Origin of the sequence: Lactobacillus sp. UMNPBX16 (genome assembly GCF_002553775.1) — a bacterium.
Classification (GTDB): domain Bacteria; phylum Bacillota; class Bacilli; order Lactobacillales; family Lactobacillaceae; genus Lactobacillus; species Lactobacillus crispatus.
In genome coordinates, this window is sequence record NZ_PCYU01000008.1 from 24,472 (window position 1) to 47,794 (window position 23,323).

At 38.2% G+C, this 23,323-nt stretch carries 21 protein-coding genes and 1 other annotated feature; of the genes, 18 read left to right on the plus strand and 3 right to left on the minus strand.

Features of this window, described 5'->3' with window-relative positions:
• Positions 1-3 precede the first annotated feature (3 nt).
• A complete protein-coding gene (locus CP367_RS01780; RefSeq protein ID WP_005722894.1) occupies positions 4-513 on the plus strand; it encodes a dihydrofolate reductase in 510 nt (169 codons plus the stop codon).
• 85 nt (positions 514-598) lie between these two features.
• The gene (locus CP367_RS01785) at positions 599-3,001 is read left to right on the plus strand and encodes an HAD-IC family P-type ATPase (RefSeq protein ID WP_089150838.1); all 2,403 of its coding nucleotides are present in this window, start codon (positions 599-601) and stop codon (positions 2,999-3,001) included.
• A 41-nt stretch (positions 3,002-3,042) separates the two neighbouring features.
• Here the strand turns inward: CP367_RS01785 and CP367_RS01790 are convergent, their stop codons facing one another.
• Positions 3,043-3,984, minus strand: a complete 942-nt coding sequence (locus CP367_RS01790; protein ID WP_005720295.1) for a DNA/RNA non-specific endonuclease — start codon at positions 3,982-3,984, stop codon at positions 3,043-3,045.
• A gap of 135 nt (positions 3,985-4,119) precedes the next feature.
• Positions 4,120-4,359: a binding site (T-box leader), on the plus strand.
• 43 nt (positions 4,360-4,402) lie between these two features.
• Between CP367_RS01790 and CP367_RS01795 the strand changes: the two genes are divergently transcribed.
• The 16 genes from CP367_RS01795 to CP367_RS10825 all read left to right on the plus strand — a co-directional run bounded on the left by CP367_RS01795 (position 4,403) and on the right by CP367_RS10825 (position 20,768).
• Positions 4,403-5,257, plus strand: a complete 855-nt coding sequence (locus tag CP367_RS01795) for a MetQ/NlpA family ABC transporter substrate-binding protein (protein WP_089145935.1) — start codon at positions 4,403-4,405, stop codon at positions 5,255-5,257.
• A 12-nt stretch (positions 5,258-5,269) separates the two neighbouring features.
• On the plus strand, positions 5,270-6,334 hold the full coding sequence (locus CP367_RS01800; protein ID WP_005720297.1) for a methionine ABC transporter ATP-binding protein: 1,065 nt from the start codon (positions 5,270-5,272) through the stop codon (positions 6,332-6,334).
• Complete coding sequence (locus CP367_RS01805; protein ID WP_089145923.1) at positions 6,327-7,028, plus strand: methionine ABC transporter permease; 702 nt, start codon at positions 6,327-6,329, stop codon at positions 7,026-7,028. The genes CP367_RS01800 and CP367_RS01805 overlap by 8 nt, the downstream gene beginning before the upstream one ends.
• 130 nt (positions 7,029-7,158) lie before the next feature.
• A complete protein-coding gene (locus CP367_RS01810; RefSeq protein ID WP_005722356.1) occupies positions 7,159-8,562 on the plus strand; it encodes a class II fumarate hydratase in 1,404 nt (467 codons plus the stop codon).
• Positions 8,563-8,574: 12 nt separating this feature from the next.
• Entirely contained in the window at positions 8,575-9,951 is a 1,377-nt protein-coding gene (locus CP367_RS01815) for a flavocytochrome c (RefSeq protein ID WP_089147745.1), read from the plus strand.
• 196 nt (positions 9,952-10,147) lie between these two features.
• A complete protein-coding gene (locus CP367_RS01820) occupies positions 10,148-11,077 on the plus strand; it encodes an L-lactate dehydrogenase (RefSeq protein ID WP_005720302.1) in 930 nt (309 codons plus the stop codon).
• A 136-nt stretch (positions 11,078-11,213) separates the two neighbouring features.
• Entirely contained in the window at positions 11,214-12,530 is a 1,317-nt protein-coding gene (locus CP367_RS01825) for a C1 family peptidase (RefSeq protein WP_065990884.1), read from the plus strand.
• 252 nt (positions 12,531-12,782) lie between these two features.
• Entirely contained in the window at positions 12,783-13,481 is a 699-nt protein-coding gene (locus CP367_RS01830) for an RraA family protein (protein WP_005720304.1), read from the plus strand.
• A gap of 16 nt (positions 13,482-13,497) precedes the next feature.
• A complete protein-coding gene (locus tag CP367_RS01835; protein ID WP_089145921.1) occupies positions 13,498-14,967 on the plus strand; it encodes a DASS family sodium-coupled anion symporter in 1,470 nt (489 codons plus the stop codon).
• Positions 14,968-15,048: 81 nt separating this feature from the next.
• The gene (locus CP367_RS01840) at positions 15,049-15,840 is read left to right on the plus strand and encodes an alpha/beta fold hydrolase (protein WP_065990885.1); all 792 of its coding nucleotides are present in this window, start codon (positions 15,049-15,051) and stop codon (positions 15,838-15,840) included.
• An 80-nt stretch (positions 15,841-15,920) separates the two neighbouring features.
• A complete protein-coding gene (citC, locus tag CP367_RS01845) occupies positions 15,921-16,976 on the plus strand; it encodes a [citrate (pro-3S)-lyase] ligase (RefSeq protein WP_013086263.1) in 1,056 nt (351 codons plus the stop codon).
• Complete coding sequence (gene citD, locus CP367_RS01850) at positions 16,966-17,259, plus strand: citrate lyase acyl carrier protein (RefSeq protein WP_005720311.1); 294 nt, start codon at positions 16,966-16,968, stop codon at positions 17,257-17,259. Before citC ends, citD begins: the two co-directional genes overlap by 11 nt.
• On the plus strand, positions 17,260-18,174 hold the full coding sequence (locus CP367_RS01855) for an aldolase/citrate lyase family protein (RefSeq protein ID WP_089145920.1): 915 nt from the start codon (positions 17,260-17,262) through the stop codon (positions 18,172-18,174). It abuts the gene before it with no gap.
• Positions 18,164-19,705, plus strand: coding sequence for a citrate lyase subunit alpha (gene citF / locus CP367_RS01860; RefSeq protein WP_089145919.1), 1,542 nt, complete (start codon positions 18,164-18,166; stop codon positions 19,703-19,705). The genes CP367_RS01855 and citF overlap by 11 nt, the downstream gene beginning before the upstream one ends.
• Positions 19,706-20,121: 416 nt before the next feature.
• Positions 20,122-20,577 (plus strand): DUF441 domain-containing protein, encoded by a 456-nt coding sequence (locus tag CP367_RS01865; protein WP_005722922.1) that lies wholly within the window; start codon positions 20,122-20,124, stop codon positions 20,575-20,577.
• 29 nt (positions 20,578-20,606) lie between these two features.
• Positions 20,607-20,768, plus strand: a complete 162-nt coding sequence (locus CP367_RS10825; RefSeq protein WP_005720315.1) for a hypothetical protein — start codon at positions 20,607-20,609, stop codon at positions 20,766-20,768.
• A 16-nt stretch (positions 20,769-20,784) separates the two neighbouring features.
• On the opposite strand, the gene CP367_RS01870 is transcribed toward CP367_RS10825, so the two are convergent.
• Both CP367_RS01870 and CP367_RS01875 read right to left on the minus strand, forming a co-directional pair.
• On the minus strand, positions 20,785-21,618 hold the full coding sequence (locus CP367_RS01870; RefSeq protein WP_005722925.1) for an energy-coupling factor transporter transmembrane protein EcfT: 834 nt from the start codon (positions 21,616-21,618) through the stop codon (positions 20,785-20,787).
• The gene (locus CP367_RS01875; RefSeq protein WP_089145918.1) at positions 21,611-23,320 is read right to left on the minus strand and encodes an ABC transporter ATP-binding protein; all 1,710 of its coding nucleotides are present in this window, start codon (positions 23,318-23,320) and stop codon (positions 21,611-21,613) included. The genes CP367_RS01870 and CP367_RS01875 overlap by 8 nt, the downstream gene beginning before the upstream one ends.
• Positions 23,321-23,323 lie beyond the last annotated feature (3 nt).

A 23,323-nucleotide genomic window follows, 5' to 3' on the forward strand; every position in this document is an offset into this window, starting at 1 on the left:
TCAATGTTAAGTTTTGTTTGGGCTGAAGATCAGCAGCATGGTATTGGCATCGATGGCCATTTGCCTTGGCATCTGCCGGCTGACTTGAAGCATTTTAAGGAAAAGACTATAGGTCATCCGATCATCATGGGGCGAAAAACCTTTGCGAGTTTGCCTCACTTGTTACCAGAGAGAAAACATATTGTTTTAACTCATCGTCAAGAATTAAAGCAAAAATATGCGGGTAATGAGCAAGTGAAGATTGTGTCCACATTAGCTGAATTAAATGAATATCTTCGTCAACATCAGACTGAAGAAATCTGTGCAATTGGTGGAGTTTCAATCTTTAGGGCGTTACTTGATCAAGTTGATCTTTTAGAAAAAACAGAGATCAAAGCTAATTTTAAAACTGATACAGTGATGCCAGCGATTAACTATGATGATTTTGAATTAGTTAGTCGCGAAGAGCATCATCATGATGAAAAGAACAAGTATGACTATACTTTTTTAACTTATCATAGAAAAAATAAATAATTGTTAAAAAGTCTCGCAGAGTTGCGTGGCTTTTTTATTTTTCGCTATAATGGATGAAAGTATTTTCAGTATAGGACAGAAAATTATGACAGATAAACAAATAACGGGATTAACTCAAGCTGAAGTTGATCAAAGAATTCAAAATGGACAGGTTAATCAAGCCATTGATGACCAGTCCAAAACAGCTACTCAAATAATTCGAGAAAATGTCTTTACTTATTTTAACTTGATTTTTGCTATTTTGGCTGTGCTATTGGTGTTTGTTGGTGCCTGGAACGATCTGACTTTTTTACCAGTGATTGTTTTAAACACGATTATCGGTATTGTGCAGGAGCTTCGTGCTAAAAAAGTTTTAAGCAAGTTAAACGTGATGAATGCGACGGAAATTATCGCGGTGCGTGATGGGCAAGAAGAAAAAATTCCCATCGAAAAATTGGTTCAAGATGATGTCATTCTTTTACAAACTGGTGACCAGATTCCAGCTGATGCGCGGGTAATCTCAGGTGAGCTGCGGGTTAATGAAGCCTTGTTGACAGGTGAATCTGATGAAATCACTAAGACTAAAGACGCAGAATTAATGTCAGGTTCTTTTGTAGTTTCTGGTAAGGCTTATGCCGTCTTAGAAAAAGTGGGTAAAGACTCATATATTTCTAAATTAACGATCAAAGCAAAGGCAATGGGCAGTGTTGAACAATCTGAAATGGTGCGTTCAATCAATCGTCTGGTTAAATGGGTCGGCATCATCATTATTCCGGTGGGAATTGCCCTATTTAGTCAGAGTTTCTTTTTGAATAATATTGGACTCAAGCGTAGTATCACTTCCATGGAAGCTGCTTTAATTGGGATGATTCCAGAAGGGCTATATTTATTGACTACGATTGCCTTAGCTCTAGCTGCTATGCGATTAGCGCGACAAGAAGTAATGCTGCACGATATGAAGAGTGTTGAAACTTTAGCCCGAGTAAATGTCCTTTGTGTAGATAAAACGGGAACAATTACCGAACCGAAGATGGCCGTAGAAAAAGCTGTTAGTAGCAAGAATTTTACTGGTGATTTAAGTAGCATCATTGCGGATTTTGCTAAAAACATGCCAGCTGATAACGCGACGATGAAGGCGATTCAAGCCTATTTTAAAGATGGAACCAAAACGGCGGATAGCGTTTTGCCTTTTACCTCAGTCAATAAATATTCTGGTGTAATTTTTGGCAATCAGACAACTTTAATTGGTGCGCCTGAAATGGTTTTGCGTGATCAATTTGCGCAATATCAAACTGAATTTGAAAAATATGCGGCAGAAGGCTACCGGGTGTTGATTGCGGCTAATTATCCTGGCGTATTAACTGAAGATAATTCCGCCTTAAAGGAAAATGTACAAGTTCTCGGTTATATTTTATTGTCGAATCCAATTCGTAAAGAAGCCAAGTCAACTTTTCAATATTTTAACCAGCAAGGTGTTGATATCAAGGTTATTTCTGGGGATAATCCGGTAACCGTTGCTCGAGTAGCTAAGCAAGCTGGAATTAATGGGGCAGATAAGTATATCGATGCGCAAACCATTAAAGATGGTGAATATGAGCAGGCCGTGCAAAACTATAATGTCTTTGGCCGGGTTAAGCCTGATCAAAAGCGAAAGTTTGTCGTTGCTTTGCAAAATCAAGGTAATACCGTAGCCATGACTGGTGACGGAGTTAACGATATTTTAGCGATGAAAAAGGCGGATTGCTCAATCGCTATGGCTTCTGGTAATAGTGCTGCAGTGCAAGCTTCACAAGTGGTTTTGCTCGATTCTAATTTTGCTAAAATGCTGTTAGTGGTGAACCAAGGCAGGCAAGTAGTTAATAACATTCAACGTTCAGCCAGCTTGTTCTTGGTGAAAAACATTTTTTCATTCTTGATGGCCATCTTCTCTTTGATTATGACAATCAATTATCCGCTGCAGCCAGCCCAGATCACATTGATCTCTGCATTTACAATTGGCTTGCCGTCGTTTTTATTGGCCTTAGAAAGCAATCACAAGCGAATTCGTGGAAAGTTTATGCCAAATGTTTTAGCTCGGGCAATTCCAGGGGGCTTAACAGATTGGCTGGCAGTTGCAATTTTAGTCATTGCAGGGGCCTCTATCTCACTTGATCATGGTCAGGTAGGCACGACAGCGACTATGTTGCTAGTCTTAGTTGGTTTTATGGTGATGTATCATATTTCGGCACCAATAAACAAATTTAGACTTGCTGTTATGGGCTTATCAGTTATCTGTATTATTGGCTCAACTATCTTTTTCCCAAGATTGTTCTCATTGACAATGCTTAATAACAAATCATTATTTATTTTGGCGGTCTTATTCTGTGCGGCAGTGACTATCTTTAGATGGTTATCTAAAATTTTGGATGGAGTCGCCGAAGTGTTGGTTGTCTTTGATCAAAAAGGAAAGAACATGACTTTTGCGGAATTCAAGGAAGCATATGATCGTGGCAAAAATAATGTGAAATAAGAAGATAATGAAAAAGCCAGAGTTTTGCTCTGACTTTTTTACTACCTTAATGATTTTCGATATCCAGCAGCTTGTGCGGCAGCTTCACTGTTGAAGTAAACTGCATTAGCTGATGACATATGATAATTTTGCCCATTCATTACATGGTAGATCTTACTGCGACGATTGCCAACGACTCGGTGTTCTGCAGTGGATACAGTACCTTTGATATGGTGAATGGTTCGTTTCTTGGTTACTCGAGAAGTGGATCGTTTTCTAGATTTTACATGTTCAGCAATAGTACTAGACCCATGTTTAACCTTAGAAGTACCGGTCTTGTAATTAAGCAACATACCAGGTTGCTCATTAAAAATGTAGACATTAAAGCGAGGCCCGTTTTTGCTAGTTGCTTCGGCTTCCATTTCAACGCCGTTAGCTAATAGGTCATTCCCTTTAAATATTGGAGTAACCCGATAGCGGACATAGTTTTTGCTCGAACTACGTAAATATTCAGCAACCTCATTTTCATATTTAAGCATATCCGGATCATTTAATTCACGCGTACCGGTAATCAAATTGCGTGGATTGTTGTTTTGACCAGTCAACTGATAGCCGATTAGATGGCACCGATTATACAACCAACCACTAGCGATTCGTTTATTATGCCAGCCGGTCGGATTCCAAGTTAAAGCCGCACGCTGACTATGTGGCATTAATCTTTTATTTAGTAAAGCATTAGCAGCATGAGCTCGGTTCAAATAATCTAATTGGCTATATTTTTGCCATGGACCTTTTTTCTTGCTCAATGTACTCTTAGAAAACTGCGGCTGATCATGATCAACGGTCACAATTTCTTTGTTGTGGTATTTCAAATTGACTAATGCTTTATCTGAAACAGCATAGACGGTTTGATTGTTGCATGGGACATTAGTATTAGCAAAAGAAATGAATCCAATTGCTGCAGCTAATGAGAGAGCAAAACTTCGAAAGCGATTTTTCTTCATTTTTTCTCCTTAGCAAAAATAAATTATTTAACTATATCCTAATTATACAATGAAATCGCTTTTATCTAATAAAAATTAAAAAAGATGTTGACTAGATTAAAAGAAGATGATAACTTATTTATAACAAATCAAGAAAACAACATCTTGAAGGACTGAGTAACTAGAACTTCTATTGATAAAGAGAGCCAGCGTGGTGGTGAAAGTTGGCAAATAGGAGCTAGTGAATATGGGTTTGGAACGATGACCGGTGGTGATATTTAGCTATCGGCGGGGCTGCATCCGTTAACAGTGCAGGCTATTTTTTGATAGCCAGTGAGGTTGATTACGTAAGTGATCAGCGAATTAAAGGTGGTAACGCGAGCACTCGTCCTTTTGGGATGGGTGCTTTTTTATTTTTATCAAAGTAGGAATGTATTTTATGAGAAAACGGAGAAGAAGAAATACCATTATTTGGACGATCATTGGGATACTGATCGTGATTGCAGGTTGGTTTAGTTTTGGTCCAGGAATTCCCAGTCAAAATCAGGAAAAAACTGTTACAGTCGGAATCGTTGGGGAAAGTAAAGCCGAAGCCGCAATTTGGAAGTCAATTGCTAAAACGGCTAAGGAAAAATATGGTATTACCTTAAAAACTAAGAACTTTACGGATTACAACCAACCTAACAAGGCCTTGAAGTCGGGCGATATTGACATGAATGCTTTTCAACACTATGCCTTCTTAAAGGATTGGAATAAGGCAAATCACGGTGGCGTTGTCGCCATTGGTAGAACCTACATCGCACCGATCAGACTTTATTCACGCAAGTATCATAAATTGAGTGACTTACCTGATGGTGCCACGATTGCAGTGCCTAACGATGCTACTAACGAATCAAGAGCACTGTTTGTTTTGAAAAATGCCGGCTTAATTAAGTTGAAGAAGGGTAAGACCTTAGTTACTGTAGCTGATATCACCAGCAATCCAAATAACTACAAGATTAAGGAAATCGGTGCTGAACAAACTGGTCGAGTATTGAATTCAGTTGACGCTTCTGTAGTAAATAATGATTATGCTGGTCCTGCTGGCTTGACTGATAAGCAAACGATTTACATTGAACCAATTAACAAAGATTCAAAACAATGGATTAACATTCTTTGTGTCAAACAAGGCAAACAAAAGGACAAGCTTTACCAAGATGTCGTCATGGCTTACCAAACTGCAGAAACTAAGAAGCTAACTAAGAAATACTATGGCAATACGCAAATTGCAGCCTGGGACGTTAAGTTGAAGTAAGGAGGATCAAAAATGAGTATTGTTGAATTAAAAAATGTAGAAGTGGCCTTCCCTCAGAAGAAGGGCGAACCAGTTAAAGCAGTGAATAATGTTTCTCTTTCCATTGAAAAAGGCGACATTTATGGAATTGTAGGCTTCTCTGGTGCCGGCAAGTCAACTTTAGTTAGAACGGTCAATCTTTTACAAAAACCAACTGCCGGTAGTATTACCGTTGATGGCACTGAATTTGTTAAAGATGGCAAGCAGGTGATTTCTAATAAAGAATTGCAATTAAAGCGCAGAAACATCGGAATGATCTTCCAGGGTTTTAACCTATTAAATGAAACGACTGTATTAGAAAATGTAGCCTTTGCCTTAAAACATGAAAAGTTGAGTGATGAGGAATTAGAAAAACGGTCATTGGAACTGCTTGATCTGGTTGACTTAAAAGATAAGGCTGACTTTTATCCAGCTGAATTATCTGGTGGGCAACAACAAAGAGTAGCGATTGCTAGAGCTTTGGCTAATAATCCAGATATTTTGATCTCTGATGAAGCAACCAGTGCCTTGGACCCACAAAATACGCAACAAATCTTGGACCTGCTTAAGCGTTTGAACAAAAAGTTCCACTTAACGGTCATCTTAATCACGCACGAAATGGATGCTGTTAAGAAGATTGCCACTAAGGTCGCCGTCATGGAACACGGCAATGTGATTGAAGACGGCAGTTTGCGAGATGTCTTCTTACATCCTAAGCAGGATTTAACCAAGAAGTTTGTTGGTGGATCACTTGAAGCGATTTCTACTTTGAATTCATTGGCGCTTGATAAGCTTGGCAAAAATGAAGCAATTTATCAATTAGTTTACAGCGTAGCTAATGTGACTAAATCAATCATTATTGAATTGTATAAGCAAATTGGCGTAGAAGTTTCAATGCTTTATGGGAATGTTGAACTTTTGAATGAAGAGCCAATTGGTACTTTGGTGGTATTGGTGAAAGGCGATCCAGCTAAGCAAAAGCAAACACAAGAATTTTTGGCTAAGCAAAATGTGACATTTACACGTTTAGATGAAAAGGGGAATGTATATCATGATTAGTTTCTTAAGTAAATATTTACCCAATGTTGTTCAACTTGGCTGGGGCGGAGACGCTGGCTGGGGCACTAGTATTTTTCAGACCTTATTTATGACTTTTTGGTCAGCTATCTTTGGTGGCATTCTTGGTATTATCTTTGGCGTGATTTTAGTTTTAACTAAGGATGGCGGGATTCGGCCCAATAAATTCTGGTACAATTTCTCAGATAAGCTAGTTTCAATCTTCAGAGCGATTCCGTTCATTATCCTGCTTGCCTTTGTTGCACCAGTTACTCAAAAAATTGTAGGTACACAGATCGGAATGAAGGCAGCCTTAGTACCATTAACTTTAGGCGTATTTCCATTTTATGCTCGTCAGGTGCAAGTTGCTTTAGAAAGTGTTGACCCAGGTAAGGTTGAAGCCGCAGAAAGTTTGGGCTCAACTACGCGTGATATTATCTTTGATGTTTATTTAAGAGAATCTCGCTCAGAACTGATTCGTGTTTCGACGGTGACGATTATTTCTTTGATTGGTTTGACTGCAATGGCTGGTGCTGTAGGTGCCGGTGGTTTAGGTAATACCGCTATTTCATACGGTTATAACCGATTCAATAATGATGTTACTTTAGTAGCTACTGTATTAGTAATTATTTTGATTTTTATCGTTCAAATCATTGGTGACTTCTTTGCTAAAAGAATGAATCACCAGTCTAGATAAAACTATGATCCAGGAAAAATCCTGGGTCTTTTTTTGGAATGAAATTGAAAAAGAAAGCCTTTACAGGTATTATAAATGGTGATTGATAATTAACGCAAACCTTATAGAGCTTAATAAGGAGGAATATAATATGAGCGAAGAAGAATACCGTGTTGAAAGTGACACTATTGGTCCAGTTAAGATCCCTAAAAATGCTTTATGGGGCCCTCAAACTGAAAGAAGCCGCAATAACTTCCCAAGTGGTGAATTGATGCCATTGCAAATTATTCGAGCATTTTTACACTTAAAGAAGGCAGCTGCAGAAAGTAACGTTGAAGTTGGCGATGAACCAAAAGAAAAAGGCGAAGCAATTGAAGATGCAATTGATCATTTGCTAGCTTTAAGCGATACTGACTTGCGTAAGGACTTCCCACTTCATGTTTTGCAAACCGGTTCAGGTACTCAAAGCAACATGAACGTTAACGAAGTTGTAGCTAACTTGGCTAATAAATTGCACCCAGGTTTAGATATTTTGCCTAATGATGATGTTAACCGTGGTCAATCATCTAATGATACTTATCCAACTGCAATGAATATTGTTGCCGTTGAAGCATTGGACAAGTTGGAACCAGCAATTCAACACTTAATTGATGAATTAGTTGTTAAAGAAAAGAAATATTGGAAGACTGTTAAAGTTGGTCGAACCCACTTACAAGACGCAACGCCTTTGACTTTTGGTCAAGAATTATCTGGCTATATTTCTGCTCTTAAACATGACTTATCATATATTCGTGAATTGAAGCCAACTCTCTACGAATTAGCTATTGGTGGGACTGCTGTAGGGACTGGCTTGAATGCAGCACCGGGAATGACCGAAAAAATTGCTGGTAAATTATCAGAAGTCTATGGTCATAAATTTGAAGTTAAAACTAATAAATTCTGGGGCTTAGCTCACCATTCAGGTCTTGATGTGGTTCATGGTGCCCTTAAAACATTGGCTGCTGATATGTTTAAGATTGCGCAAGATATTCGTTTACTTGCTTCAGGTCCGAGAGCGGGCTACCATGAATTAAATATTCCAGCAAATGAGCCAGGTTCAAGTATTATGCCAGGTAAAGTTAACCCAACTCAGGCAGAGGCTGTGACAATGGCTGCTGCTAAAGTATTTGGTAATGACACCACCATTACCTTTGCTTCTAGTCAAGGTAATTTTGAAATGAACGTCTTCAAGACAGTCATCATTGCATCATTCTTAGATAGTTGTGATATTTTAACTGGTACAATTACTGGTTTTGCTGATAAAATGATTCATGGCTTAACGGTTAATGAAGAAAGAATGGATGAATTACTTGAGAATTCATTAATGACCGTTACTGCCTTGTCGCCACATATTGGCTATCATGCTGCTGCTAAGATTGCGCAAACTGCTGATAAAGAAGGCACTACTTTAAGAGAAGCTGCTTTGAAGAGTGGTAAAGTTACTGAAGAACAATATGATGAATGGATGGACTATATGCAAATGACTAATGTTGATAAGTCTACTCCAGAAGAATAGGGAAAGTAAGAAATGCCAAATACAAAAGAATTAAAGAATAAATATGATGCTATCGTTGTTGGCTCAGGCGGAGCAGGTCTGACTGCTGCACTTCAAGCTCATGAACTAGATCTAAATGTTGTTGTGCTTGAAAAAAATGAGAAAACTGGTGGTAACACTAGTCGTGCTTCAAGTGGAATGAACGCTTCTGAATCTTTGGTTCAGCTTGACGAAGGGATCATTGATAATAACCGTGACTTCTATGAAGAAACTTTAAAAGGTGGAGGTTTATTAAATGACCGTGCCATGTTGAAGTACTTTGTTAACCACTCTGCTTTAGCTATTTCATGGTTGATGAAATATGGTATTCGTTTAACTGATTTGACCATTACAGGAGGGATGAGTAAGAAACGTGCTCACCGTCCTGCTTCAATGGAACCAGTTGGATTTTATCTAACTTCACGAATGACAACACAGGTGAAAAAAGCGGGTATTGACATCTTTACTGGTGCTAAAGTTACCAAGTTGTTGCAAGATGCTAAGAAGCGCGTTAATGGTGTTGAAGTTGAGACACCAGATGGCATTAAAACAGTTAAAGCTAAGGTGGTTCTTTTAGCTACTGGTGGCTTTGGTGCTTCCAAGGATATCATTAAGAAGTATCGTCCAGACTTAGTTGACTATAAGACTACTAATCAGCCAGGGGCTACAGGCGATGGACTGAAGCTTGCTGAAGCACTTGATGCTCAACTAATGCAAATGAACTTCATTCAGGTTCACCCAACTGCAGATACTGATAATCCGCATGTTTATTTAATTGGTGAAGGTCTGCGCGGTGAAGGTGCTATCTTAGTTAACAAGAATGGTCAACGTTTTGTTAATGAATTAAGTACACGAAAGATTGTTTCTAGTGCAATTACTAATTTGCATGAAGATGGGGCATACTTGATTTTTGACTCAGGTGTACGGGCTCATTTTGCTGCAGTTGAGTTTTATGACCAGATTGGTTTAGTAGAACATGGTACTGATTTGGCTGATTTAGCTAAAAAAATTGGCGTAAATGGTGCCAACTTAGAAAAGACCATTGCCGCTTGGAATAAGTCCGTTACAACTGGTAAGGATAAAGAATTTGGCAGAACGACTGGGATGGATCGTGAACTTGATCGTGGTCCATACTTTGCAATTCATGTTCATCCAGCAATTCACTATACTATGGGTGGTATTCATATTAATACTGAAACTCAAGTACTTGATACTAATGGTAATGTAATTGATGGATTATTTGCAGCTGGTGAAGTATCTGGCGGACTTCATGGAAATAATCGAATTGGTGGTAACTCAATTGCCGAAACAGTTATTTTTGGTCGTCAAGCAGGTATTCAGATGGCTAAATATGTTCGTGAAAGTAAATAATATAAGAAAGATTATGTAAAGAGAGCGGTTGGTTAACTGCTCTTTTTCGATAGAAATAATAACACTGGCGAGATTTTGATGGGATATTATAATTTATAATTATGGAATAAATCGTGTCTAATGAAAGCGCTTAGTGTATAATTAATCATGTAGATAAAAAACAGTTTATAAACATTTGAAAGGACTAATTTAACTTATGAGTAGAAAAGTATTTCTTGTTGGTGATGGTGCTGTTGGTTCAACTTTTGCAAATGACTTATTGCAAAATACAATTGTTGATGAATTAGCAATTTTTGATGTAGCTAAGGATCGTCCTGTTGGTGATTCAATGGACCTTGAAGATATTACGCCATTTATGGGTCAAACCAATATTCATCCTGCAGCCGATTATAGTGATGCTAAAGATGCTGACGTTTGTGTGATCACTGCTGGTGTTCCTCGTAAGCCAGGTGAAACTAGACTTGACTTGGTTAACAAGAACGTTAAGATTTTGGAAAGTATTGTTAAGCCAGTAGTTGAATCAGGATTTAATGGTGTCTTTGTTGTTTCCGCAAACCCAGTTGACATTTTGACGACTTTGACCCAAAAGTTGTCTGGTTTCCCTAAGAACCGTGTAATTGGTACTGGTACTTCACTTGATTCAATGCGTCTTCGTGTTGAACTTTCAAAGCGTTTGAATGTCCCAGTTGCTAAGGTTAACTCAATGGTTCTTGGTGAACACGGTGATACTAGTTTTGAAAACTTTGATGAATCAACAGTTGCAGGTAAGGCACTCCGTGATTACTCAGAAATCAACGATGATGTTCTAGCAGAAATTGAGACCGATGTGCGTAAGAAGGGTGGCAAGATCATTGCCAACAAAGGTGCTACATTCTACGGTGTTGCAATGATGCTTACTCAAATTGTCTCAGCTATTTTGGACAATCGTGCAATTTGTTTGCCACTTTCAGCTCCGATTAATGGTGAATACGGTATTAAGCATGATCTTTACTTAGGTACCCCAACCGTTATTAACGGTGAAGGGATCGAAAAGGTAATTGAAACTAAGCTTTCCGATACTGAGCATGCTAAGATGATTAACTCAGCAGACAAGATGCAAGAAGTTTTGTCAGGTATAAACCTTTAATTGATCATTAATTTTATTAAAAGCCCTAGTTGTCAAAAACTAGGACTTTTTCTTAATGACAAAAAAGCTAGAAAATAGTATTATATAAGAAAAGATTAATAAAAAAATTAAAAGATAAGAATTAACGAGGTATATCATGACAGTTATTTCACAACAAGAAATTGAAGGCTTTTCTGAAAGCTTTAATTCTAATCCTGAGAATAAAGTAGCTTCTCGTGCTGCTCGTCGTAGTGGTTTGCTTGAAGCTTCATTTAATGACCGCGTATCAGAACGACTTAACCATGTCTTTTCAACTGAACTTGATATTGGCGGTGTAACTGATCAGAAGCATTCTGGTCGTTGCTGGGAATTCACTACTTTGAATGTTTTGCGCCACTACTTTGGCAAGGAAAACAAGGTCAAGGATTTTACGTTCTCACAAGCTTATAATTTCTTCTGGGACAAGATTGAACGTGCTAACGCTTTTTACAATGCAATTATTCGTTTAGCAGATAAACCTTTGACTGATCGTCATGTCCAAGCATGGCTTGAATTTGCTGGTGAAGATGGTGGTCTTTGGACCATGGCCATTAACTTAGTTAAAAAATATGGTGTAGTACCTTCATACGCAATGCCAGAGAGTTTTAATACCAATAATACTACTGCTTTGGCTGAGAACTTGGCTCGCAAGGAACGAAAAGATGCGCTTGTTTTGCGTAAATTAGTCAGTGAAGGTAAGAAGGATGAAGCAGAAAAAACTAAGAAGGAATTCTTGAACGAGATTTATCGCATGGTTTCTGTAGCCTTGGGTGAACCACCAAAGAAATTTGACTTAGAATATCGTGATGATGATAAGAAATATCACTTGGAACGTGATCTGACACCACAAGCTTTTGTCCAAAAGTATTTCAAGAGCTTTAATTTCGATGATTATGTTGCTTTGTCCAACATCCCTAATCATGAATACAACAAAGTTTACCATTTGCCACTTTATGATAATGTTGCTGGTGGTGATCAAGTTAAGTATTTGAATGTACCAATTGAATATTTAGCTCAAGCTGCAGTGGCGCAACTTAAGGCAGGTGAAGCAGTCAGCTTTGGTAATGACGTTTTAAAGCAAATGGAAAGAAAAACTGGCTTTTTGGATACTGAATTGTACAAGACTGACCAATTATTTGACGTTGATACGCAAATGAGCAAGGCTGATCGTTTGAATACTGGTGAGGGCTTTGCTACTCACGATATGACTTTAGTCGGTGTTGATGAAGACAACGGTCATATCCGTAAGTGGAAGGTTGAAAACTCATGGGGCGACAAGTTTGGTCACAAGGGCTTCTACGAAATGAGTCAAGCTTGGTTTGAACAATATGTTTACGATGTGATTGTGAAGAAAGAATTTTTACCAAAAGAATTGCAAGAGTTGCTTGATCAACCTGCAATCGATGTAATGCCTTGGGAAAACTTTGGTGAATAAGATCAAAATAACAAAGATCAAGTAAAGAGATCTGGTTTAATTAGCCAGTTCTCTTTTTTTGCATAATTATTTGAGTTTAAATAATTCAAAAAATAAGCAAAAAATCAAAATAATTCAAAATTTGTAACCGCTTAATCTATTGATAAGTGTATAATACTAATTGTGAGTTGTGATGAGTTTTAGTTTTTATAAAAAGGCTTGTTTAACAATAACAAGATAGATTAGGGAGCATAAAGAGGGGAGAGCTACTCTATGCCTGTAGGAAAAAGAATTTATTTAAAGAGGCAAATGCCTGATCCAAAAGTTGTAGCTGGTTTTAAAAAGATCCCAGCTTCTAATACCGCGGATTGCATGGAACGAAATTGTGCTATGAATCCTAGAATTAAGTTAATGTCGAATCCTGATGAGGAAATGGTTGGTCCCGCATTTACGGTTCACACCAGGGCGGGTGACAACTTAGCAATTTATGCGGCTTTAAAGTATTGCCAGCCAGGCGATGTGATTGTCATCGACGACGAGGGTGATAACACTAGATCTTTGATTGGTGAGGTAATGATGTCTTACTTACGCGATCAAAAGAAAATTGCAGGTATTGTAATTGGTGGCCCAATTCGTGATATTGATAATTTAAGAAATTGGAAACTGCCGATTTATGCAACCAGTACTACCCCAGGTGGACCATATAAAGAAGGACCTGGTGAAATAAATGTACCTGTTGCTTGTGGGAATGTTAGTGTTAACCCAGGTGATGTGATTTTAGGGGATGCTGATGGAGTAATTTGTATTCCACGTAAAGATGCTCCTGAGATTTTGCCTAAGGCACAAGCTTTTCATGAGCAGGATGAGGCTAAAGCAATTGCCTTTAGCAAAGGAGAAGTTGATTTAAGTTGGGTAGATAAAAGCTTAGCAGATAAAGGCTTTGACATCATTGATGATGTGTATCGTCCATAGAGAATAGGGGATTCTTATGAAAACTTTAGAAAAAGTGAATTATAAAGGCTTTATTTGGCCTTTGATCGTTGGAATTGTATTGTGGTGTATTACTCCATGGCGCCCAAGTGGCCTTTCGGTTCAGGCATGGCAAATGTTTGCCGTTTTCGTTGCCACAATTGTAGGGTGTATTACAAAACCTTTGCCAATTGGTGGTACAACCTTAGCTGGCTTGGTAGTAACTGTTTTAGTTGGCTTAGCACCAATGAAGGACGTTACAAATGCAAAAGGTATGGTAGTTAATCAAGGCGTGCTTAGTTCATTTGGTAACTCTGCTGCATGGTTAATCGCTATGGCCTTCATTATGGCTCATGGTATTAGTAAAACAGGTCTAGGTAACCGTATTGCCTATATTATGATTCAAAAATTTGGTAAGAAGTCATTGGGTATTGGTTATGCGATTACTGGATTGGAATTAATTCTCGGTGCCTTAATTCCATCGAACTCAGCTCGTACGGGTGGGGTCGTTTGGCCAGTTGTTGAATCTGTTTCAAAAGAAGGCTACGATTCTAAGCCAGATGATGCTTCTCGTAAAAAGATTGGTGCCTACATTGACTTTACTGCCTTTCATGCCAATATTTTATCAACGGCTTTGTTTATTACCGGTGCTGCTCCTAACATGGTGGCTCAACAATTAGCCGCACAAAAGGGCTATCAAATGTCTTGGGCAGGTTGGTTTTTCACTGCAATCGTACCTGTTGCTGTATTGGCAGTAATCATTCCATTTGTTATTTACAAGATGTACCCACCTGAGACTAAAGAAACTCCAGATGCTAAGAAATGGGCTGATGAAAAATTAGCAAAAATGGGACCAATGTCAACTCCAGAAAAAATTATGATGTCAGTCTTCATTCTTTCAATTGTTTTATGGGTTTTGTCTGGTTTCTTTAAGATCCCACAATTAGATGCGACTTTTGTTGCCTTCCTGGCTGTAACTATTTTGATGACTACCGGTGTGTTAACAATGCAGGATGCTCTGAAAGAAACTGGTGCTTGGAATATCTTGATTTGGCTTTCTATCCTGATGTTCATGGCTGGTAAGCTGATTTCATACGGATTTATTGATTGGTTCTCCAAATTAGTTCAAAATGGTCTTCATGGTGTTAGCTGGGGCTTTGTATTGGCAATTCTAGTTTTGCTTTTGTTCTACACCCACTACTTCTTTGCAAGTGGAACTGCACATATGACTGCTCTTTATTTGCCATTCTTGTCTGTTGCGGTTGCAACTGGTGCTCCTTTAGGCCTTTCCGCAATGCTTTTAGCCTTTACTGGTGCAATCAACGCATCAACCACTCACTATGCTAATGGTCCTGCCTCAATTTTGGCTACTACTGGCTATGTTAAACAAGGTGAATGGTGGAAGATGAATTTTGTCCTTGGATTAATCTATATGATTATTTTTGGAACTGTCGGAGTTCTTTGGATGAAGATTATTGGTTTATGGTAAAAAATAAGCAATCTGGAATCACCAGGTTGCTTTTTTTGCGTCATAATAGAATTGAGTAATCAAAATGAAAGAAGATTAAAGATGAAATTTAAAACTAATGACGATGTAATTTTGCATTATACCGATACGGGGGATGAAGATAAGCCTGCTTTGATTGGGATCCCAGGTATAGGGGGATCTTGTCAAATGTGGCAAGATTTAATTGCCTTATTTAAAAATGATTATCGTTTTATTATGCTTGATCCACGCAATCAAGGACAGTCCGAACGAACCTATCGTGGACAGCGGATTAGTCGTCATGCAGTTGACTTAGAGGAGCTATTAGTTAAGCTCAATTTGCATGATGTAGTAGCTATTGGAAATTCCATGGGGGCTGCCAATATTTGGGCATATTTGTCGATTTATGGCAAAGGTAGACTAAAGGCAATGGTTGATTTAGACCAGTCACCAAAGATGATTGCGGATAAGAGCTGGAAGTATGGCTTTAAAGACCTAACTTGGGATAATTATCCTGACATGCTTAAATTTGATTTTGGCAAGGCTTTTTACCATCACATTGATGAAAAAATGTTTTTGGCTGCTAAAAAGGAATATCAAGAATTCCCATATGATCCAGCCGAAAACTATAACTGTTTAGTTGAACATGCGGAGCAAGATTGGCGTGACATGATTTTGGATACGCCGGTTCCCATGCTGGTAATTGCTGGGGAAAAATCGCCATTTTTTAATCCAGAATTTACCCAAGCGATAAAAATGCTGAATCAAGATGTTCAAACGGCGATTGTACCGGAATGTGGGCATTTGCCTCAGGCTGAGCAACCAGAAAAAACGCATGAGATTATTGCTGAATTTTTGAAAAATTTAAAAAATTAATAGATAAATTGAAATAATCAAACTAAGAGAGTAAACTATATTTGTGAAAACGATTACCGAAATAGTAAGGCGGCATATTTATGGATAAAGTCGTTGATTTGTTTTTAAACGACGCTACAACTAGGCAAAAATGGGAAAACTTGTTGGAATCATTGGGGTTAAATGATTTTAGTGAACGCGAAGTTAATGTGATTGATCATACTATTGGGCTAGAAGATGAGGAAGGCAATTTAGTTGGTACTGGTAGTGTGGCTGGTAATGTCTTAAAGTATATCGGAGTCAAGAATGATGCCGATACGCAGGGGGCTCGCTTTAATAAAGTGGTTACAGCCTTAACGCAATATTTGACTAATGATGGAATTTTCCATTCCTTTGTCTTTACTAAAGCAAAGTATGCAACTAGCTTTGAGCACTTGCACTTCAATTTGTTAGCCAAGACGGATCAGGCAGCCTTTTTAGAAAATGGAATGCCTGATGTGAAGGAATTTGTGGCTGAAGTGCCCGAAATAGCAGATCAAGAGCATAAGAAGGTCGCTGCAATAGTCATGAATGCAAATCCGTTTACCTTGGGTCATCAGCATTTGATTAAGATGGCTAGTGAAGAAAACGATTTGGTTTATGTCTTTGTTGTGGCTAATGATGTTTCTTTGTTTAGCTTTGATGAGCGCTTCAAATTGGTGCAAGAAGGTACTAAGGAGTTTAGTAATGTGAAAGTAATCTCTGGCGGAGACTACATGGTTTCACCAGCTACTTTTCCAGCATACTTCTTAAAATCACCTGACGATTTAATTGCTGTACAAACGGTGATAGACGCGGCTGTCTTTAAGAATCAAATTGCACCAGGACTGAACATTACCCGTCGTTATATTGGTAAAGAACCAATTTCAAGAACGACTCACTTTTATAATGTTAGCCTAGCGCATGAGCTTGGTCCTGAGATTGAAGTAATCGTAATTGATCGCTTGGAAAAAGACGGTCAAATTGTTACTGCCACTAAAGTTAGACAGCTGATCAAGGATGGCAATTTAAAAGAGATCAATAAATTCGTGCCGGAAACGACTTATGAATTTATTAAGCAAAACATGCAGAAATTGCAGTCTAAAATTGAGAAAGGAATGAATATTGATGGAAATTAAAACCACAGCAGTTGCGGGAACACTTGAGAGTTCAGATATCCAAATCATGATTTCAAAGGGTTCTAACGGCATTGAGATTGACCTTGAATCAGAAGTAAAAAAGGCCTATGGAGATCAGATTGAAAAGGTGATTACTGACACCTTAAAAGCTTATGGCTTAGAAAATGCCAAGGTTAAAGCAACCGATAAGGGAGCACTGGATTGTGTAATTAAGGCTCGTACTTTAGCAGCTGCACAACGTGCAACCGAAACTTCAGACAAGCCAGATTTGGAGGTGCTCTAAATGACATACGTTAAGAATCGTTTGCGTAGAACCATGATGTTTGTACCTGGTAATAATCCAGCTATGATTAAGGATGCTGGCATTTATGGTGCAGATTCGATTATGCTTGATTTGGAAGACTCAGTTTCATTAACGGAAAAAGATGCTGCCAGAATGTTGGTCTATGAGGCAATTAAGACAGTCGATTTCGGTGGCAGTGAAATTGTAGTTCGTGTTAATGGTCAAGACACGCCATTTTACGATGAAGATGTTAAGGCAATGGTAAAAGCCGGCGTTGACGTTATTCGCTTGCCTAAAACTGAATCAGCTGCAATGATTCAAAAATTGGTAAAGGATATCGAACATTGGGAAGATGAATTTGACATTGAAAATGGTTCTATTGGCGTGATGGCTGCCATCGAATCAGCCAAGGGTGTCTTAAATGCCCCAGAAATTGCAACCGCAACGCCTTTAATGATGGGCTTGGCGGTATCTGGCGAAGACTATACTGCAGATATACATACTCATCGTTATCCAGATGGTCGCGAATTGGAATTTGCGCGTAACATGGTTTTACAAGCAGCTCGGGCCGCAGACGTATATGCCTTTGATACAGTGTTCTCAAATATGAAGGATACTGAAGGCTTCTATCGTGAAACTAACTATATCCATGAACTAGGGTATGATGGCAAGAGTTTGGTTAACCCACGTCAAATTCAAATGGTTAATAAGGTCTTTAATCCAACTAAAGAAGAGATTGAGCAAGCTAAGAATGTTGAAAATGCCATTCGTGAAGCCAAAGCTAAGGGCTCAGGCGTTATTTCACTTAATGGTAAGATGATCGATAAGCCAGTTGTAGAAAAGGCTACCAGGGTTTTGGAAACAGCGAAAGCTTCTAACTTGATTGATAAAGAAGGTAACTACATTGGAGAATAAAGTAAAACGCGAATTACCAGATGATTTAATGAAAAAAATGAATTTGAAACCATTTGAAACTACTGAAATTGGTCATCCTGAAGTTAAGCGGGTTGCTCCAAAGGTAAGAGTTACTACTGGACAAAATAAGATTATTGATTCACTTGATGAGGTAATCAAGAATAACCTGAAAGATGGTATGACTATTTCATTCCACCACCATTTTAGAAATGGGGATTATGTTTTTAACTTGGTAATGGACAAGATTATTAGTATGGGTTACCAGGATTTAACCTTGGCTCCAAGTTCACTTACTGGTGTTATGAATGATAAAGTTATCGAAGCGATTAAAAAGGGAGTAATCACTAATATTACTTCTTCGGGTATGCGCGGTTCACTAGGTGATTTTGTTTCACATGGCGGCTTGAAGAATCCTGTAATTTTCCGCTCACATGGTAATCGTGCTCGTTCAATTGAAGAGGGCGAGATTAAGGTTGATGTTGCCTTCTTGGGTGTGCCAGTATCTGATCCCGCAGGTAATGCTAACGGTCAAGATGGGGATGCCGTCTTCGGCTCATTGGGTTATGCCCTAATGGATGCTCGCTATGCTAATAAGGTTGTTTTATTAACTGATAATATTGTTGATTATCCAAATACGCCTGCGTCAATTCAGCAAGATCAAGTGGATTATGTGGTTAAAATTGATAAAGTCGGAGATCCAGACAAGATTGGTTCTGGTGCCACTCGCTTTACCAAGGATCCTAAGGAACTCAAGATTGCTCAAATGGTTAACCAGGTAATCATTAACTCTCCATATTACAAGCAAGGGTTTAGCTTCCAAACTGGTTCTGGTGGTGCTGCATTAGCTGTCACCAGGTACTTACGTCAAAGTATGATTGATGATGGCATTACTGCATCATTTGCTTTGGGTGGTATTACTAAACCTACCACTGACTTACTTGAAGAAGGTCTGGTCAGAAAAGTTATGGATGTGCAGGACTTTGATAAGGGTGCTGCCCAATCAATGTCTAACAATAAAAATCAACAAGAAATTGATGCTTCTTGGTATGCCGATCCTCATAATAAGGGTGCAGTGGTTAACAACTTGGATGTTTCAATCTTGTCAGCTTTACAAATCGATACTGACTTCAATGTTAATGTTATGACTGGCTCAGATGGTGTCATTCGTGGAGCCGTCGGTGGTCACCAAGATTCCGCAGCTGGTGCCAAGATGACGATTATTACAGCTCCTCTTGTTCGGGGACGTAATGCGACTGTTGTTCCAAGAGTAGAAACTATTGTTACTCCAGGTTCATCAATTGATGTTTTAGTAACTGAAAGAGGAATTGCCATTAATCCAGCTCGCCAGGATTTAGTGGATGCCTTTAGTAAGGTGCCAGGACTTAAGATCTTGGATATTAATGAATTGCAAAAAATTGCTGAAAAACAAGTTGGTGTACCAAAGCCACTTGAATATACTGATCGTACGGTTGCCTTAGTTGAGTATCGTGATGGTACTATCATTGATACCATTAAGGAAGTTAGGGATTAGTTCAAAACGAAATGTATGAATAAGTAATCACAAAGGTGTCACGAAAGTGGCATCTTTTTGTTTTTATTAAAATGTTAAGTTGTATTTTTGCAAGAAACGTTTTTTAATTATTTGTGCAAATATTTTATTTTCAAGCATAAATATTTGCAAATTCTAACTACGATGCAGTAGTAAAGTCATATTGCAATATCGATCAACTAAGAAGAAGCAGTGTAGGTGAAATATCTGCACTGGTTCTTTGCGTAAAAAAACACCTCGTTTTAAGAACGAGGTGCGCGTATACATATATTTTTCTGAGTAATTTTATTATGACACAAATTAGATTGATTTTCACTTATTTAGACTCATTATTTTGTTTTGATGAATATTTTTGTTAAAGTGAACTAATGCTAATGATTTTTTGAGGGGAGATAAATATGGAAAGTTGGTTATTTCTAGCATTGGTGCTAGTTGTAGCGTTATTGGGTAAAAACATGTCATTAATTATTGCAACGGGAGTGGTAATGGTGTTTAAATTATTACCGTTTACTAGTAAATGGCTGCCTACTATTCAAGCAAAGGGGATTAATTGGGGCGTAACTATTATTTCGGTTGCAATTCTAGTTCCTATTGCGACAGGACAGATTGGCTTTAAGGATCTGATTAAAACTTTTAAGTCGCCAGCTGGATGGATTGCCATTTTAGCGGGAATTGCTGTAGCTATCTTGTCACGTTATGGTGTTGATCAATTAGCAGCGGTGCCACAGGTGACGGTTGCATTAGTTTTAGGTACTATTATTGGAGTAGTGGTTTTCAAGGGTGTAGCTGCAGGTCCTGTGATTGCTAGTGGAATGACATACTTAGTAATTACGCTGTTTAACCTACATTTTTGAGGTATAATTATGAAAAGTGAGGCGATTTAATGATTATTGTACATGAAAATACGCAAGAGCGATTAGATGACTATCTTGAACACCGTTTGCGTAATTATGAAATAATCACGCCGCCGATTCCTAAGAAACCTGAGATTGTCACTCAAGATGATCATAAACAGAAAAATCGAAAACAAAAAAGGGACCATTAGGTCCTTTTAATTTAGTCTAAATAAATGGATTATAAAATCTACCATGATCAAGTTGCCAGAGACCAACCACAATTAATACCAAAATCACGGCTGCGATCATTACAAGATAATCAGCTTTTTTAAATGATTGGGTGACATACCAGGTCCGTTTTTTCTTTGAGCCAAAGCGGCGTAATTGCATGGCTGTTGAAATTGTATCGATTCGATCCAAACTGGAGAAGATAAGAGGCATCACGATATTCAATGTCCCCTTAATTCGTTTGCCTAAACTAGCCTTTTTGGATAGTTCATTGCCACGTGCTTGTTGGGCAGCTGAGATATCCCAATAAGAATTTTGGATATCTGGGATGTAGCGTAGAGCTAGAGAAACAGCATAGGAAATTTTGTAACTAATGCCGATTTTATTTAATGAAGCAGCAAATTGACTAGGATTAGTAGTTAATAGAAACAGCAATACGATTGGAATTGAGCAGACATATTTTAAGAAAAGATTGAATAAGTAGAATACCTCTTGCAATGTTAATGTGAAGTAGCCGGCATGGATCAAGATGCTTTTAGAATGATAAATATTTTCACCATAGCTTGGCTGAAAGATGAAAACAAAAATCAGATTTAGCAACATGAAAACTACAATAAATTTCACGATAAAAGAAATCTGACTCCACTTAATTTTTGCCTCTTTAAACAAGAAAATTGATAAAATACAGATAGCAATTAAGAATCTGGTATCATAAGTTACCATACAAGCAACCGAGACTAGGAGCATAAAAACTAACTTAGTGGTTGCGTTTAATTGATAAATAAAAGAATCACCAGGTTGATAACCTAAAACTTGGCTTTCATTATGCATGTTTTTCATCCCTTTCTGCATCAATATAGGCGCGGACAAAGCTATCTGGATTTTCTAATTGATATTTGATAGCGAGATTATATAAGGAGGTTCGCTTCAAAGCAGCCTTTTTAATTAAAGCTTTTTCAGTTAATAACTTGATTGGATCTGTGTCAGCAATTAGTGTTCCATCAGCAAAAGCCAGGGATCTGTTAGTGTATTCCATCAGCAAGTACATATCGTGAGTGATAATCATAATTGTTTTGCCTTGATCATTAAGCTGTTTTAAAAAGTTCATGATCTCAGTATAAGTTTGCCAATCTTGCCCTGCAGTTGGTTCATCAAGAATTAATAACTCAGGATTAAGCACTAAAATTGCAGCAATTGTGACTCGCTTTTTCTGACCGAAGGATAAAGCAGAGATTGGCCAGTTGCGGTACGGATAAAGACCACAAACTTTCAAAGTATCATAGACCTTAGTGCGAATAGTCTGCTCATCATAACCACGTAGACGCAAGCCTAGAGCTACTTCGTCAAAAATCATTTTTTGTGAAATCATCTGGTTAGGATCTTGCATGACATAACCAATCTTATCGGAACGCTCTTTGATTGAAAACTGCTTAAGGTTATCACCATCAAATAAAATAAGTCCCTCATTGTCGATAAAGCCACAAATAATTCGACAAAGGGTGGTTTTTCCCGCACCATTTTGACCGACTATTGAAACAAAATCGCCTTGATTGATTGTCGCTGTAACGTCATGTAAAGGATGAATCTGCAATTTACTATAACGGTGGCCGACGCCTTTGAGTTCTAATAGAGGATGAGTCTCTTCTTTTTCACCACTTAGGGTAATGTTGTTTTGCCATTCTTGCAACTGCTTAGCAATTTCAGGATCTTGGGGCAAAGCAGCGACTGAAGTTAGGTCGGGAATACGCGTAAAGTCGACGTTAGCTTTTTTTAAGGCATTTAAATAAAGAGGACTACGAACATCAACGTCTTCTAAACAATTCTCATGTAATAGATCATTTGGCTTCTTATCAGCTACAATTTCACCATCATTAATTAGGATAATGCGATCTATAGGCTGACTCAAAACTTCTTCTAGACGGTGTTCAATAATGATTACTGTCGCATTTAATTCTTTTTGAATGCGATCAATTAAAGCCATCGTTTTCATTCCTGAAGCTGGGTCTAAATTAGCAAGTGGCTCGTCAAAAAGTAAAATTGGTGATTCATCAACCATGACACCAGCTAGAGCAACAATTTGTTTTTGACCACCAGATAGATTTTGTGGCGCCTGCTTTAATAAATGCTCAATCCCTAATTCATCAGCCCAGCGATGAACAACTTGTTTCATATGATTTTGTGGTTGGCAGTCGTTTTCCAAAGCAAAAGCAATGTCTTCACCAACAGTTAAGCCGATAAATTGACTGTCAGTATCTTGTAGGATAGTTGAGGTGGTGAAAGAAAGATCAAATAGGTTAGTGTCTTTAATATTCTTGCCGTTAATAGTGCATTCACCGGTGATCTCACCAGTATCTAGATTAGGAATTAGGCCGTTAATACAGCGGCCAATGGTCGATTTACCTGAACCTGATGGTCCAGCAATTAACAATTTTTCACCTTGTTTGATAGTTAGATTAATCTGTTTTAGTGTTGGCTCGGCCTGACTGTCATACTTAAATGAAAAATCTTTGAATTCAATAATTGTTTTAGGCATTGT